The organism is Salegentibacter sp. T436 (genome assembly GCF_001932675.1).
Taxonomy (GTDB): domain Bacteria; phylum Bacteroidota; class Bacteroidia; order Flavobacteriales; family Flavobacteriaceae; genus Salegentibacter; species Salegentibacter agarivorans.
In genome coordinates, this window is sequence record NZ_CP012872.1 from 1,712,080 (window position 1) to 1,727,287 (window position 15,208).

Below are 15,208 nucleotides of genomic sequence, written 5' to 3' on the forward strand. Positions count from 1 at the left end.
TAGTTGAAGTATAAAGTTAAGGAACTTAAGCCTTATCTACCGCAACTTTATAGGTTGGATCTTCTAAAATGTTTACATCTATAATGGCATCGGCATTACTAAGCAGTCTTCGACAATCCTGACTTAAATGTCTTAAATGAAGTTTTTTGTCTTGTTTATGGTATCTCTCGGTAAGCTTGTTTAAGGCTTCAATCCCCGACATATCTACTACACGACTTTCAGAAAAATCTATAATTACTTCTTCAGGATCGTTTAAAACATCAAATTTATCATTAAAAGCTTGCACAGATCCGAAGAAAAGCGGGCCGTAAATCTCGTAATGTTTTATACCATCTTCATCAATACGCTTTCTGGCTCTAATACGTTTTGCATTGTCCCAGGCAAAGACAAGTGCTGAAATAATAACTCCTATCAATACGGCTAAAGCAAGGTTGTGAAGAATTACAGTTACTACCGTAACCAATACCATTACCAAAATATCAGATTTAGGCATTCTTCTAAAAGTTCTTAAACTGGCCCACTCAAAAGTTCCAACTGCAACCATAATCATAACCCCGGTTAAGGCGGCCATTGGAAGTAATTCAATAACCGAAGAGCCGAACATAATAAAGATCAATAAAAAAACAGCAGCAACAATACCCGATAATCGGGCACGTGCTCCAGAAGAAACGTTAATTAAACTTTGACCAAGCATTGCGCAACCACCCATCCCAGAGAAAAAACCTGAAAGTACGTTGGCCGTTCCCTGGGCCACACATTCTTTATTTCCGCTTCCCCGGGTTTCCGTAATTTCGTCTACAATATTTAGAGTTAATAAACTTTCAATTAAACCAACTCCGGCCATAATTGCGGCATATGGAAAAATAAGCATTAAAGTATCCAGGTTAAAAGGTACCATAGGAATATGGAAAGGAGGAAAACTACCTTTAATAGAAGCAATATCACCCACAGTTTTAGTATCTATTCCCAGGGCAGCTACAATCCCAAAAACTACTAAAATTGCAACTAGAGTGGCCGGGACTACTTTTGTAAGTTTTGGTAAAAGCCAGATAATTAAAATGGCAACACTTACAAGCGCAAGAAATGTATACATTGGGGGACCCGTCATCCATTCTAACTCGCCGGTAACAGGGTTTAAAACTTTAAATTGGTCTAATTGGGACATAAAAATAATAATCGCCAAACCGTTTACGAAGCCAAATATCACAGAGTGGGGTACAAGCCTAATTAATTTCCCAAGTTTTAGAACTCCGGCTAAAACCTGTATTAATCCGGCTAAAACTACTGTAGCAAATATATATTCTGGTCCATGAGAAATTGAGAGACCCACTATAACCACAGCAACCGCTCCTGTAGCGCCAGAGATCATCCCTGGACGACCACCTAAAATAGCTGTTACTAATCCCATAACAAATGCGGCGTATAAACCGGTTAATGGCGAAAGCCCGGCGATTAATGCAAAGGCAACCGCTTCTGGTATTAATGCCAGCGCAACGGTAAGCCCTGCTAAAATTTCGTTTTTGTAATCTACTTTTTGTGAAAAATCAAACAGGTTGAAGATTTTTTGCATCAGAATATAATTTTAATAAATAATGGAAAGCGGATTCTCTTCCGCAGAAAATAAATTTTCGGAATCTAATAGAAATGAAGACTTAACTGCCTAGGGCGGCGTAAGTGGAGACGATTGTATATTTCTTCTTTGCTTCATAAGAGCCGGCTAAATTAGCCAATTATTTTTGTTAGCCAAGTTTGTAGCCACTTTAGTAAGAATTTTTAATGTATTAATAATATGAAGCTATCTGATTATCAAATTACTAATAAATTTAGGTAGAAAATTAATGCAAAACCTATTTATGAAATAAATTTAAATCAAAAGCAGATAACTGTAAGTGAATCGTCTTACCTTTGCAGCATAAAAATTATCAAAATGGCACATAAGGCAGGATTTGTAAATATTATTGGGAACCCTAATGTGGGGAAATCTACTTTAATGAATGCTTTTGTAGGCGAAAAATTGTCTATTATCACTTCTAAAGCGCAAACCACCCGCCACCGTATTCTGGGAATTGTAAATGGTGAAGACTTCCAGGTGTTGTTAAGCGATACCCCCGGAATTATTAAACCGGCTTATGAGTTGCAGGAATCTATGATGGGTTTCGTAAAATCTGCTTTTGAAGATGCCGATGTTTTGATATATATGGTAGAAATTGGGGAAAAGGAACTTAAAGATGAAGCCTTTTTTAATAAAATTATAGGAACCGATATTCCTGTTATTTTATTGCTGAATAAAATTGATAAATCTAACCAGGAAGAATTGGAAAGTCAGGTACAAATGTGGACAGAGAAAGTGCCCAATGCGGAAATTTTCCCGGTTTCGGCTTTAGAAGGTTTTAATGTTGCTGAAGTATTTAACCGAATTATTGAGTTATTACCAGAATCTCCGGCGTTTTATCCAAAAGACACGCTTACCGATAAGCCTGAACGTTTCTTTGTAAATGAAATTATTCGCGAAAAGATTTTAATGCATTACAAAAAGGAAATTCCTTACGCGGTAGAAATTGATACGCAGGAATTTTTTGAAGAAGAGAAAATCATTAGAATGCGTAGCGTGATTATGGTAGAGCGCGAAACCCAAAAAGGAATTATTATAGGTCATAAAGGTGCCGCTTTAAAAAGGGTTGGGGTAGAAGCCCGAAAAGATCTTGAGAAATTCTTTGGGAAACAGGTTCATCTTGAACTTTACGTAAAAGTGAACAAAAACTGGAGAAGCGATCAACGCCAGTTAAAGCGTTTTGGGTATAATGAATAATTTTTCTGAATTAATTTTCTAAAAGTTTTTATCTAAAATTTTCAATTTAAATACTTCAATTTTTTACAGAAAACTTCCGTTTTCTAAGTTTCGGGTAAACCCGAATTTTTACACTAATTTTGCAAACAATTGCATTTTCTGAATAAATTCAGAAAACAAACCTCTTTGAGGCAATAAAGAATAAATATTATGGGCAATATTGTAGCCATTGTAGGAAGACCAAATGTTGGAAAATCTACTTTTTTCAACCGATTAATTCAACGTCGTGAGGCGATTGTAGATTCGGTTAGTGGGGTAACCCGCGATCGTCATTATGGAAAATCTGATTGGAATGGTCGTAATTTTTCCCTTATAGATACCGGTGGATATGTTGTGGGAAGCGACGATATTTTTGAAGCCGAAATAGACAAGCAGGTAGAACTTGCTATAGATGAAGCCGATGCCATAATTTTTATGGTAGATGTTGAAAGTGGCGTAACCCCTATGGACGAGGATGTTGCGCAATTGCTTAGAAAAGTAGATAAACCTGTTCTTCTTGCTGTTAATAAAGTAGATAATAATAAAAGGCTGGAGAATGCTGTCGAATTTTATTCTTTAGGTCTTGGCGAATATTTTCCTATTGCCAGTACAAACGGCAGTGGTACCGGAGATTTACTTGATGCTTTAGTAGAAGCGCTCCCTGAAACCGAAGCCGAAGAAGAAACCGAATTACCAAGATTTGCTGTAGTGGGACGTCCCAATGCCGGGAAATCTTCTTTTATCAATGCACTTATTGGCGAAGAACGTTATATAGTTACCGATATTGCAGGGACAACCCGCGATGCTATGGATACTAAGTATAATAGGTTCGGGTTTGAATTTAACCTTGTAGACACTGCCGGGATTAGAAGAAAGTCTAAGGTTAAAGAAGACCTTGAATTTTACTCGGTAATGCGTTCGGTTCGAGCTATAGAAAATTGCGATGTATGTTTGGTAATCTTAGATGCTACCCGCGGATTTGACGGGCAGGTTCAAAATATATTTTGGCTGGCACAAAGAAACCGAAAAGGAATTGTAATTCTTGTAAATAAATGGGATTTGGTTGAAGATAAGGAAACCAATACCATGAAAGAGTTTGAGGCCATGATTAGGCGTGAAATAGAACCTTTTACCGATGTGCCTATCGTCTTTATGTCGGTGCTTACCAAACAAAGAATCTTTAAAGCTATAGAAACGGCGGTAAAGGTTTTTGAGAATCGTAGTAAGAAAATTAAAACCCGCGAGCTTAACGATATAATGCTTCCTATAATTGAGCAAAATCCTCCGCCGGCTTATAAAGGGAAGTATGTAAAGATAAAATTCTGTACCCAATTGCCTACCCCACAGCCGCAGTTTGCTTTTTTTTGTAATCTTCCGCAGTATGTTAGAGATCCTTATAAACGTTTTATAGAGAACAAGTTAAGAAAGGAATTTGATCTTACGGGAGTACCTATTTCAGTGTATTTCAGAAAAAAATAAAATTAGCTGTTAAACTTTGTAACAAATTGAGAGTCTAACTACCAATATAGTTAGTGAGGCATAACTTTGTCTTGATTTTTTTCAAATTTTAACACCTAAACCCTCCATGAGAATTCTTCTTTCCCTTGCCTTTCTGTTTTTGGCAGGAAATCTAACAGCCCAAAATTTTGAAATAAATGGTAAAATAACCGATCCGCAGGGAGCACCCCTGGAATCGGCAACGGTTTACCTGGAGAAACCGGCAGATAGTAGTTTGGTTACCTATACAATTTCAGACAATACAGGAGAATTTCAACTTTCTGGAAGTTCAGAAAGTAAGGAATTAAATTTACTTATTTCCTATGCCGGCTTTAAGACTTATGCTCAGCAGGTGCAAATTAATAGCGAGGTAAATCTTGATGTTATAAAAATGCAGGTAGCCGATAATGCTTTAGATGAAATAACAATTACTTCTTCTCGCGCGCCGGTAACGATAAAGAAAGATACCCTGGAATTTAATGCAGCTTCTTTTAAAACGCGTAAAGATGCAAACCTGGAAGAATTACTTAAAGAACTTCCCGGGGTAGAAGTGGCTACAGATGGTAGTATTACCGTAAACGGAACCCCGGTTTCGCAAATTAAAGTGAACGGAAAAGAATTTTTTGGAGACGACCCAAAGATCGCTACCAAAAACCTGCCTAAGGAATTGATAAATAAACTTCAGGTGGTAGATAGCAAAACTAAATCTGAAGAATTTACCGGAAAAGAAGGAGATGCCGAAAACAAAACCATTAATATTACCATAGACGAAGATAAAAACCGCGGATTTTTCTCCAGGCTTACTGCAGGCGGCGGAACCGATGAGCGTTATGAATTAAGCGGAATTGGAAATTATTTTAAAAATGATATGCGCGTGAGCCTTTTGGCGAGTTCCAACAACATTAATTCTTCCGGGTTCTCATTCGATGAAATTTATGATGCGATGGGCCGTAATGCTTATTCCATCAGTAGGAGCAGAGGTGGAAATTTCAGCATTAACGGAAGTAATTTTGGATCAGCAAACGGGATTACAAAATCTGATAACGCCGGATTTAGTTTTGTAAACGAATGGCCACAGGAAACCGAACTTTCTTCTAATTATTTCTATAGTCGTGCTGATAATAGAACCGAAAGCCGAACTCAAAGAGAAAATATTTTGCCAGATAGAAGATTCTTTAATAATTCTGAATCTAGCGGAAACAGGGTGAATAATAATCACCGATTTAATTTAGGATTCGAGATTCAGCCAGATACTTTAACAAGGATTTCAGTGAGACCAAATATAAACACCAATAACGGTCGCTCTTCTAACCAATCTTTCACAGAATCTGTTGCAGAAGATGGTACCCCAATAAATACTGCTTTAACCGATAATTATTCTGAAGTTCACAGTGTGAATTTCTCGAACCGATTGAATTTTACAAGAAAATTTGGTAAAAACGGAGGTTATTATAGTTTAGGATTTAATAATCAGAATAATACACGTTCACAGGATAACAATTTCTTTTCTGAAAGAGAAATTTATAATCAGGAAGGTGAATTGGTAAATACAGATATTCAGGATCAATTAATTTCCGAAGAAAACAAGGATAATAATTATGGGGTTGATGTAAGTAGTCGTTTCCCTATTACCGAAAAATTAATGCTGGATGTAAGTTATAATTTTGATAAAGCCGACGGCCGAAATGAACGTCTGGTTTACGATGCTAATGATACGGGCGATTATACTTTACTTGATGATGAACTGAGCAACGATTTTAAATCTGAATCTTTTACGCATCGTCCGAGCTTAGGTCTTGCGTATAACGGAGAGAAATTAAGAACAAGTGTTTCTGGAGGTTTCCAGAGTATCAGGCTAAAGAATGAAGATCTTTTTACTGAAACTTCTATAGATAATACCTACGAAAATTTATTTGCAAACGCTTATTTTAGGTATAACCTGGCGCAGGGGAAAGCTATTTATTTTAATTACAATAATTCCTGGGATGCCCCGTCTTTAAACCAATTGCAGCCGGTTACAAATACTATAAATCCGTTGAATATCGTTACGGGTAACCCAGATCTTAGACCAACTTTAAGACATAGGTTTTACCTTAACTTCAATAATTTCGATTTTAAAACCCGTTCTGGTTTTTACGCTTATTTAGGTGGGAATTTTACTAATGACCAGGTGGTAACCAGAAGTACGGTTGACGAAGATTTAGTACGAACCACCACATATACCAACGTAGATGGTGTTTACAGCTATTTTGGGGGAGGAAATATTGACAAAACCTTTGAGTTGGAAAACGAAAGCTCTATTAAAGTTCGAGGAGGACTCTATGGTAATTATAATAAAAATGTTGGCTTTACCAACGAGCAGCGTTTTACCTCTAAAACTTTAAATCTTACTCCTAATTTAGGGCTGGAATATAATTTTAGGGATTTGGTAACTATAGAACCCTTTTATAGCGTTGAATTTGTAGATGCTGAATACAGTTTTAACAACAGGGAAGAAAATTATAAAAATCAGAATATTTCATTGGCGCTAACTTCTTTTTGGCCAGAGAAATTTGTGATAGGAAGTGATATTGCGTATCAATCTATCGGGAACGCTTCTCCCGGGTTTCAAAATTCGTTCTACCTATGGAATGCAAGCTTAGGATACGAAGTTTTTGGAGATAATGGCACGCTAAAAATAAAAGTATTCGACTTGCTGGATCAAAACATTGCCACCCGAAGGTTTACCGGAGACGATTTTATTCAGGATACGCAAGAGCTTGTTTTAGAACAATATTTTATGCTAAGTTTTACGTATAAAATAAGCAAGTTTGGAGGAAAAGACCCGAATAATAATAGAAGAGGAAGGTAATTGAATTTTATCTAAAAGTGAAAAAGACTGTTTGAGATGTTAGTTTGAATCGTCATCCTGAACTTGTTTCAGGATCTAAGATGAAAATCAAGTTAGAAGCTGAAACAAGTTCAGTTTGACGGAACTAAAACCTTTCAAACAGTCTTTATTTTTATAGGTTTTTCGGCTAAAAACGTAGCAAACTGTTAACTGTCTACTAAATTACTGCCAACTGAAATTACCAGCTTCCACCGGCACCGCCGCCGCCAAAGCCTCCACCGCCGAAACCGCCACCAAAGCCGCCTCCGCCGCCAAAACCTCCGCCAGAGCTACCACCGCCAAAAGTACCGCGTCCCAGAGAACTTAAAATAATAGCATCTAAAAAAGTGCTGCCGGCACTTCTTCTACCACCGTTTCTTCCGCCTTTATTTTTATTGGCAAGGGAAACAATAATTACTAGCAAAATAATTCCCATAACAAGAAGCTGTACGGGTATTCCATTAGATTGGCTACGTCTTTGTGGTGTGCCTTCAAAAGTACCGGCCAGGACCTGGAAAATAGCAGTAGTTCCCGCATCAAGGCCGTTGTAATAACTGCCGCTTCTAAATTCAGGAAGAATTACCTGCTGAATTATTTGCCAGGTTTTGGCATCGGTCAAGTATTCTTCGAGTCCATAACCTGTAGTAATCCATATCTTTTTATCTTCTTCAGCGACAATAACTAGCAAGCCATTATCTTCTGCACTTTGGCCAATTCCCCATTCCTGGGCCCATTTAGTAGCATAATCACTTTGATTTTCTCCCTGAAAGGAATTAATAGTTGCGATTACAATTTGGGTTGAAGTAGTATCTGCATAATTAACCAATTTCTGTTTTAACTGGCTTTCTTCCGAAGAAGATAAAATATCAGCCTCGTCATATACGCTCGTTTCTTCAGCTGGTTTAGGAGGGACATCGCGCTGCGCATATATAAACCCCGAGAAAACCAGGAAAAACAAAAATATTAGTTGGAATCTTTTAGTGAATTGTGGCATTTATCCTTTTGAAATTTCATTGGAGAGTTCGTCCCGGGTCTCATCGCTATACGGGAAATGTTTTTTAAGCTGCTGGCCTGCGGTTAAAATTCCGTCTACCAGGCCTTGCTTAAATTCTCCTTTTTTAAATTTTTCTACAATGGCATCTTTGGTGCTTTCCCAAAAATCGTCTGGAACAACATCGTTAATTCCTTTATCGCCGTAGATCACAAAGTTATGATCTTCTACGGCAACATATATCAGCACGCCATTATCGTGTTTGGTATTATCCATTTTCAGCATATGAAAAACCTCCATAGCGCGATCAAAAATATCCATCTCGCCGGTAGTTTTTTCCAGGTGAACCCTTACTTCACCAGAGGTGTGGCTCTCTGCCGTTCTAATGGCTTCAATGATTTCCTCTTCGTCTTTTTTACTTAAAAAATCCTCTACTTTACTCATTTCGCTTAAAAATCAAATTCAACATCTGGAGCATTTTCTGCACCTTCTTCTGCTTCAAAAGCTGGTTTTCTTTCAAAACCGAACATTCCGGCAAAAATATTATTCGGGAATTTTCTAATATAAGTGTTGTATTGTCTTACCGCTTCATTGTAGCGATTTCTCGCAACGCTAATTCGGTTCTCAGTTCCTTCTAATTGCGACTGTAATTGAAGAAAATTCTGATTCGATTTTATATCGGGGTATCTTTCAACCGAGACCAAAAGCCTGGATAAGGCATTAGATAATCCGCCCTGAGCTTGCTGGAATTGCTGAATTTGCTGCGGATCTAAATTTCCCGCATCAACATTTACCGAAGTAGCTTTTGCTCGCGCCTCAATAACATCGGTTAAAGTTCCTCGTTCAAAATCGGCTGAACCTTCTACTGTGCTAACTAAATTCGGGATAAGATCACTTCTTCGCTGATAGGCATTTTCAACATCGGCCCAATTCTTAGATACATTTTCTTCATATTCTACTGCGGTGTTATTTACTCCTGCGGTGAGGCTGTAAACGATAATACCAAGAACTACGATTACTATTACAGGGATTAACCATTTTTTCATTCTACAACTGATTTTTAAGATTGATTAGTTTTGCTTTTACTCCTTCCAACTTACGAATAATTTCGAAGTTGCTAAGGGTTTTGTGTTTTTCTTCTTTTAAATGTGTTTTGGCACCTTCCAGGGTGAATCCGCGTTCTTTTACCAGGTGATAAATAAGCTCTAAATTCTTAATATCCTCGGGTGTGAATTTGCGATTTCCCTTGGCATTTTTTTTAGGCTGAATTACATCAAATTCTTTCTCCCAAAACCTAATTAGGGAAGTGTTTACCTTAAAGGCTTCTGCAACTTCGCCAATGCCGTAATATCTTTTATCGGGTAAATTAAGATGCATTAATCCAGGGATTGGTTTTCTTGTTGTGCTTTTTCCAGAACCTTATCAAATTCTTCTGGCGAAAGGTTTCCATAGTAAAAATTAATCGGGTTAATTCGGTTATCATCTTTAAATATCTCATAATGTAAATGAGGTCCCTGGGATCTGCCCGTGCTGCCCACGTAACCAATGATATCCCCACGTTGAACCCGCTGGCCAACCCGTACATTATATTTATATAAGTGGGCGTAAAGGCTGGTGTAGCCATAGCCGTGATCTACTCTTATATGATTTCCATAACCGGTAGCGCGGTTATCTGCTCTTTCCACCCTGCCATCTCCTGTGGCGTAAACCGGCGTTCCTCGAGGCGCGCTAAAATCCATCCCGTGGTGAAATTTTCTCACTTTGGTAAATGGGTCGGTTCTCCATCCGTAACCAGAAGCAATTCTGCTTAAATCTTCATTTTTTACCGGTTGTATAGCAGGAACCGAAGCTAAAAGACTCTCTTTTTCCTTTGCCAATTCTGCAATTTCATCTAAGGATTTAGATTGTACCACCAACTGTTTGGTGAGAATATCCATTCGCTTGCTGGTTTCAATAATCAATTTAGAATTATCAAAACCTTCAAGGTCTTTGTAGCGGTTAATTCCGCCAAAACCTGCTCTTCTTTGCTCTTCAGGAATTGGGTTTGCTTCAAAATAAACCCGGTAAATATTATTGTCCCGATCTTCAATATTTGCCAGAACATTCTGGACCTGGTTCATTTTTTTATTCAGTAATCCATATTGTAATTCCATGTTTTGAAGTTCGCGTTTTAAGGCCTTTTCTTTTGGAGTTACAATCTGAGGAATATTTAAATAAATGACCAGTAATAAAAAACCAGAGAGGAAAGATCCCAGGATACTAAGCAGCACAATCCCTATGCGGCGGCCCTTTCGGCGCTCTATTTTTCTATAGGATTGCGTGTCGCTATCGTAATAATATTTAACCTTCGACATGAGTCAAATTTATGCTATTTTTGCCAACAATAATTAGCAATTACCGTGCTAAGTTTAGTCTGGTAAACGAACAAATATAGGAAATTGTTTCAGCACCAACACAAATTAATAATTTTAGATTAGAGCAGCTAGATGAAATCTCAGGAAATAAGAAGCCAGTTTTTAGAATTTTTTAAATCCAAATCTCATAAAATCGTTCCCTCAGCGCCTATGGTGCTAAAAGACGATCCCACTTTAATGTTTACCAACGCCGGGATGGTTCAGTTTAAGGAGTATTTTTTAGGAAATAGCGAGCCTTTCAGTTCCCGAATTACCGATAGCCAAAAATGCCTTCGCGTAAGCGGAAAACATAACGATTTGGAAGAAGTGGGAATGGATACTTACCATCACACGATGTTCGAGATGTTAGGGAACTGGAGTTTTGGTGATTATTTTAAAGAGGAAGCCATAAACTGGGCCTGGGAATTGCTTACCGAAGTTTTTAAAATTGCTCCTGAAAATCTTTATGTTTCTGTTTTTGAAGGAAGCGAAGAAGATAAATTAGGATTGGATACCGAAGCCCTGGAACTTTGGAAAAAGATTGTTCCTGAAGATCGCATTGTTTACGGCGATAAAAAAGACAATTTCTGGGAAATGGGAGACCAGGGACCTTGCGGACCTTGTTCTGAAATTCATATTGATATTCGATCTGAAGCTGAAAAAGCTAAGAAACCCGGAAAAGAACTGGTAAATGCAGATCACCCACAAGTGGTAGAGATCTGGAACCTGGTTTTTATGCAATATAACCGTAAAGCTGATGGTTCTTTAGTAGAATTACCGGCAAAACATATAGACACCGGGATGGGTTTTGAACGTCTTTGTATGGTTTTACAGGGAACACAATCTAATTACGATACCGATGTTTTTACGCCGCTAATTGCTGAACTGGAAAAAATCACGAATTTTCAGTACGGAAAATCTAAAAAAACCGATATCGCGATTCGGGTAATTGCAGATCACGTGAGAGCGGTAACTTTTTCTATAGCCGATGGGCAATTGCCATCAAACACCGGTGCCGGTTATGTGATTAGAAGAATTTTAAGACGTGCCATTCGTTATGGATTTACATTTTTAGATACCAAAGAACCTTTTATTTATAAGCTTGTTGAGGTGTTAAGTAAGCAAATGGGCGAAGCATTTCCTGAGCTTAAATCTCAAAAAACTTTATGCGAAAATGTGATTAAGGAAGAAGAACAATCTTTTTTAAAAACATTGGACCAGGGCTTGATTTTGCTGGAAAATATAATTTCAGAAACCAAAGGAAAAACGGTTTCGGGGAAGAAAGCATTTGAGCTTTACGATACTTTTGGTTTCCCTATAGATTTAACAGCACTAATTTTACGTGAACGCGGATTCGATCTTGATCAAAAGGAATTTGAAGTTCAGCTTAAGGAGCAAAAAGACAGGTCTCGTGCAGCAACCCAGGTTACTGCCGGCGACTGGGAAGAAATAAACCCTGTAAATGCTGAAGCCTTTGTGGGATATGATTATTTAGAAACTGAGACCCAAATTGCACGATACAGAAAAGTGGAAAGCAAAAAAGGTGCTTTTTATCAAATTGTGCTTTCGCAAACTCCGTTTTACCCTGAAGGTGGCGGACAGGTTGGAGATAAAGGTTTTCTCATTGATAGCGAAAACAACAAAATAGAGATTACCGATACTAAAAAAGAAAACAACTTAATTGTTCATTTTGCTAAATCGCTTCCTAAGAATCCAAAAGATAAATTTAGGGCGGTTGTAAATTCAAAAAACCGTGCGGCTACCGCGGCTAATCATACGGCCACGCACTTATTGCACCAGGCGCTTCGGGAAGTTTTGGGAACTCACGTAGAACAAAAAGGTTCTCTGGTTAAAGGAGATTATCTGCGCTTCGATTTTTCTCACTTCAGCAAAGTAAATAAAGAGGAATTAGAGCAGGTTGAAAAACTGGTAAATCAGCGAATCAACGAGCAATTACCTTTAGAAGAGCAGCGAAGTATTTCGTTTAAGGAGGCCGTTAACCAGGGCGCTTTGGCGCTGTTTGGTGAAAAATACGGAGATTCGGTTCGTGCCATTCGCTTTGGGGAATCTATGGAGCTTTGCGGCGGAATCCACGTACAAAATACTTCAGAAATATGGCATTTTAAAATTATTGCGGAAGCGGCGGTTGCTTCAGGAATTAGAAGAATTGAAGCTATTACGGGAGAAGCGGTTAAAGAATATTTTGCCAATCAGGATGAGGTTTTACAGCAAATTAAGGTAGAACTGAAGAATGCAAAAGATCCTGTAAAAGCGGTGAATACTCTACAGGAAGAAAATGCAAGTTTGAAGAAGAAGGTTGAAGCTTTATTAAGAGATAAGGCTAAAAATCTAAAGACCGCATTAAAATTAGAAATTTCAGAAATAAACGGGGTGAATTTCCTTGCTAAAAAAGTAGACCTTGATGCCGGCGGAATAAAAGATTTGGCCTTTCAGTTGGGTGATGAATTTGAGAATTTGTTTTTATTGTTTGGAACCGAACAAAACGGAAAAGCACTTTTAAGTTGCTATATTTCTAAAGATATCGTTCAGGAAAAAGATCTACACGCGGGGAATATTGTAAAAGAACTTGGTAAATATATACAGGGCGGTGGCGGTGGCCAGCCGTTTTTCGCAACTGCCGGCGGTAAAAAACCTGAAGGAATTGAGGAAGCTTTACAGGAAGCCAAGTCTTATTTGAAATAGAAAAGACGCACCGGTTTGTTTCTGGAACCGGTTGAATTGAGATGATTTATGGAATTCAGGACCAAAATACCTATACAACAGGCTGAGCCTAAGATAGATTACGAATCTAAGCTGTTTCTTATCGGTTCCTGTTTTGTAGAGAATATCAGTAAAAAACTGGATTTCTATAAGCTGCAAAATTTACAGAATCCCTTCGGAATTCTTTTTCATCCTTTGGCTATTGCAAAGTTTTTTCGAAAACTTAACGAAGCCGCGTTTTATACTGAGAAGGATATTTTTCAGCACCAGGAGCGCTGGCATTGTTTTGATGCGCATTCTTCTTTAAGTAATCCTGATCCTGAGGTTTTACTAAATAACCTGAATTCCGCATTAAAAAACGCTCGTGAGTTTCTTCAGCAAAGCTCACATTTGGTAATCACTTTGGGTACTAGCTGGAGCTATTTTCATTTAGAAAGTGAACAGAGCGTTGCCAACTGTCATAAAGTTCCGCAGAAATCTTTTAGGAAAGAAATACAATCTATAGAAGAAATTGAGCGAGCTTTAAATGAGATTCTGGAAGACGCACACCAAATAAACCCTGATGCTGAAGTGATTTTCACCGTTTCTCCAGTTCGGCATATTAAGGACGGATTTGTTGAAAATCAGCGTAGCAAAGCGCATTTAATTACCGCTGTTCATAAGGTTTGCGAAGAAAGCAAGAAAACCCATTATTTTCCATCTTATGAATTGATGATGGATGAACTTCGGGACTATCGGTTTTATACTGAAGATATGTTACACCCTTCTCAAACAGCCATATACTATATTTGGAAAAGACTTACGGAAACCTGGTTTTCAGAAGACTCTCTTTCGATTTTAAATGAGGTGGAAAATATTCAAAAAGGATTAGCACACCGTCCATTTAATCTTAATTCTGAAGCGCATCGTAAATTTCTAAAAAATTTGAATTCTAAAGTTTCAACACTCCAAAAGCGTTATCCGCATCTTCAGTTCTAAATTAAGTTATCGTCAAAAAAACATTAAATTAATTTCGGAATTGTTTATATATTAAATTTTTTTGTATTTTTATCTTAGAATTTTAGATATAAGTTATTGATAACGAATGGCTGAGAAGTCGTTTTTTATGACTGTATCTTAATTCGTTTTCTAAAATTTGTTGGGGTAGATTTTAGAAAGTTAAAAACTTATGGACGGGTGGGGCCGTCCATAAGTGTTTTAAAAAAGTAATGTTTTCTTCAAAAACTCCAAAATTCACATTCTTTGTACCTTTAGAAAAAATTGATAAATGAGAAATTTCCTTATAGGTGCCATTTTGGTCTTGCTTGTGGTTTTTGGTATTCGCTATTGTGAAAACAGAAATAATGAAAAAGATCAATTAGAAGAAAGTACAGCCTTGCTTCAGCAGCAAATTAAAAATGTGGGAAAATTGGTAGTGACCGAAGGCACTTTTTCCCAGGTTTATTCTTATAAAAATTCAAAGAAGTTTTATCTCGATATTTTTTCGGCAAGGAAGAAAGCGCTTATTATTGTAAATGCTACGGCAACGGTGGCTTACGATCTAAGTAAATTAGAAACCGAAATTGATGAAGAAAATAAAATTGTACGCATCACTTCTATTCCTAAAGAAGAAATTACAATAAATCCTGAGATAAAATATTACGATGTTACCCAGGATTATTTAAACCAGTTTGATGCGGAAGATCACAATAAAATTAAGGGCCGAATTGAAAAATCTATTAGAGAAAAGGTAGAAGCTTCTTCGCTTAAATCTAATGCTGAAAACAGGCTAATTAGCGAATTGCAAAAGATCTATATTTTAACCAACTCTATGGGTTGGACGCTGCAATACAACGACCAGAATTTCAATGATTCCGAAGAATTCGAAAAAATAAAACTCTAGTCTGCTTTTTCGGAATTTAAAACTTGAA

Annotated in this window: 12 protein-coding genes; 6 read left to right on the forward strand and 6 right to left on the reverse strand. The window is 37.5% G+C overall.

All coding sequences use genetic code 11. The features are described 5' to 3' along the window. Nucleotides 1-25: 25 nt before the first annotated feature. Nucleotides 26-1,570 carry a SulP family inorganic anion transporter gene (locus AO058_RS07530; protein WP_075325884.1) on the reverse strand — a complete coding sequence of 515 codons (1,545 nt, stop codon included), beginning with the start codon at nucleotides 1,568-1,570 and terminating at the stop codon, nucleotides 26-28. A 357-nt stretch (nucleotides 1,571-1,927) separates the two neighbouring features. Between AO058_RS07530 and era the strand changes: the two genes are divergently transcribed. The 3 genes from era to AO058_RS07545 all read left to right on the forward strand — a co-directional run bounded on the left by era (nucleotide 1,928) and on the right by AO058_RS07545 (nucleotide 7,175). Beyond that, complete coding sequence (gene era / locus AO058_RS07535) at nucleotides 1,928-2,809, forward strand: GTPase Era (RefSeq protein ID WP_075325885.1); 882 nt, start codon at nucleotides 1,928-1,930, stop codon at nucleotides 2,807-2,809. A gap of 189 nt (nucleotides 2,810-2,998) precedes the next feature. Beyond that, nucleotides 2,999-4,306 (forward strand): ribosome biogenesis GTPase Der, encoded by a 1,308-nt coding sequence (gene der, locus AO058_RS07540; protein WP_075325886.1) that lies wholly within the window; start codon nucleotides 2,999-3,001, stop codon nucleotides 4,304-4,306. Between the two features lie 106 nt (nucleotides 4,307-4,412). Continuing rightward, nucleotides 4,413-7,175: a TonB-dependent receptor gene (locus AO058_RS07545; RefSeq protein WP_075325887.1), complete on the forward strand. Its 2,763-nt coding sequence runs from the start codon at nucleotides 4,413-4,415 to the stop codon at nucleotides 7,173-7,175. 217 nt (nucleotides 7,176-7,392) lie between these two features. On the opposite strand, the gene AO058_RS07550 is transcribed toward AO058_RS07545, so the two are convergent. Genes AO058_RS07550 through AO058_RS07570 form a run of 5 tightly spaced genes read right to left on the reverse strand, consistent with a single transcriptional unit; the run spans nucleotide 7,393 to nucleotide 10,538 of the window. Beyond that, on the reverse strand, nucleotides 7,393-8,187 hold the full coding sequence (locus AO058_RS07550; protein ID WP_075325888.1) for a TPM domain-containing protein: 795 nt from the start codon (nucleotides 8,185-8,187) through the stop codon (nucleotides 7,393-7,395). Next, nucleotides 8,188-8,628, reverse strand: a complete 441-nt coding sequence (locus AO058_RS07555) for a TPM domain-containing protein (RefSeq protein WP_075325889.1) — start codon at nucleotides 8,626-8,628, stop codon at nucleotides 8,188-8,190. A 5-nt stretch (nucleotides 8,629-8,633) separates the two neighbouring features. After that, nucleotides 8,634-9,230: a LemA family protein gene (locus tag AO058_RS07560; protein WP_075325890.1), complete on the reverse strand. Its 597-nt coding sequence runs from the start codon at nucleotides 9,228-9,230 to the stop codon at nucleotides 8,634-8,636. 1 nt (nucleotide 9,231) lies between these two features. After that, nucleotides 9,232-9,561, reverse strand: coding sequence for a MerR family transcriptional regulator (locus AO058_RS07565; protein ID WP_057480627.1), 330 nt, complete (start codon nucleotides 9,559-9,561; stop codon nucleotides 9,232-9,234). Further along, a complete protein-coding gene (locus tag AO058_RS07570; protein ID WP_075325891.1) occupies nucleotides 9,561-10,538 on the reverse strand; it encodes a M23 family metallopeptidase in 978 nt (325 codons plus the stop codon). Before AO058_RS07570 ends, AO058_RS07565 begins: the two co-directional genes overlap by 1 nt. Nucleotides 10,539-10,670: 132 nt before the next feature. Between AO058_RS07570 and alaS the strand changes: the two genes are divergently transcribed. The 3 genes from alaS to AO058_RS07585 all read left to right on the forward strand — a co-directional run bounded on the left by alaS (nucleotide 10,671) and on the right by AO058_RS07585 (nucleotide 15,180). After that, nucleotides 10,671-13,280 carry an alanine--tRNA ligase gene (alaS, locus tag AO058_RS07575; RefSeq protein ID WP_075325892.1) on the forward strand — a complete coding sequence of 870 codons (2,610 nt, stop codon included), beginning with the start codon at nucleotides 10,671-10,673 and terminating at the stop codon, nucleotides 13,278-13,280. Between the two features lie 48 nt (nucleotides 13,281-13,328). Then, nucleotides 13,329-14,276 (forward strand): GSCFA domain-containing protein, encoded by a 948-nt coding sequence (locus tag AO058_RS07580; RefSeq protein ID WP_075325893.1) that lies wholly within the window; start codon nucleotides 13,329-13,331, stop codon nucleotides 14,274-14,276. 289 nt (nucleotides 14,277-14,565) lie between these two features. Then, entirely contained in the window at nucleotides 14,566-15,180 is a 615-nt protein-coding gene (locus AO058_RS07585) for a DUF4230 domain-containing protein (protein ID WP_075325894.1), read from the forward strand. The last annotated feature ends 28 nt before the right edge of the window (nucleotides 15,181-15,208 follow it).

Bases quoted from the DNA above. Each gene is read 5' to 3' on its own strand.
- AO058_RS07545 (WP_075325887.1), top strand. From the start codon at position 4,413: ATGAGAATTCTTCTTTCCCTTGCCTTTCTGTTTTTGGCAGGAAATCTA.
- AO058_RS07560 (WP_075325890.1), bottom strand. From the start codon at position 9,230: ATGAAAAAATGGTTAATCCCTGTAATAGTAATCGTAGTTCTTGGTATT.
- AO058_RS07555 (WP_075325889.1), bottom strand. From the start codon at position 8,628: ATGAGTAAAGTAGAGGATTTTTTAAGTAAAAAAGACGAAGAGGAAATC.
- AO058_RS07565 (WP_057480627.1), bottom strand. From the start codon at position 9,561: ATGCATCTTAATTTACCCGATAAAAGATATTACGGCATTGGCGAAGTT.
- AO058_RS07585 (WP_075325894.1), top strand. From the start codon at position 14,566: ATGAGAAATTTCCTTATAGGTGCCATTTTGGTCTTGCTTGTGGTTTTT.
- era (WP_075325885.1), top strand. From the start codon at position 1,928: ATGGCACATAAGGCAGGATTTGTAAATATTATTGGGAACCCTAATGTG.
- AO058_RS07530 (WP_075325884.1), bottom strand. From the start codon at position 1,570: ATGCAAAAAATCTTCAACCTGTTTGATTTTTCACAAAAAGTAGATTAC.
- AO058_RS07580 (WP_075325893.1), top strand. From the start codon at position 13,329: ATGGAATTCAGGACCAAAATACCTATACAACAGGCTGAGCCTAAGATA.
- der (WP_075325886.1), top strand. From the start codon at position 2,999: ATGGGCAATATTGTAGCCATTGTAGGAAGACCAAATGTTGGAAAATCT.
- alaS (WP_075325892.1), top strand. From the start codon at position 10,671: ATGAAATCTCAGGAAATAAGAAGCCAGTTTTTAGAATTTTTTAAATCC.
- AO058_RS07550 (WP_075325888.1), bottom strand. From the start codon at position 8,187: ATGCCACAATTCACTAAAAGATTCCAACTAATATTTTTGTTTTTCCTG.
- AO058_RS07570 (WP_075325891.1), bottom strand. From the start codon at position 10,538: ATGTCGAAGGTTAAATATTATTACGATAGCGACACGCAATCCTATAGA.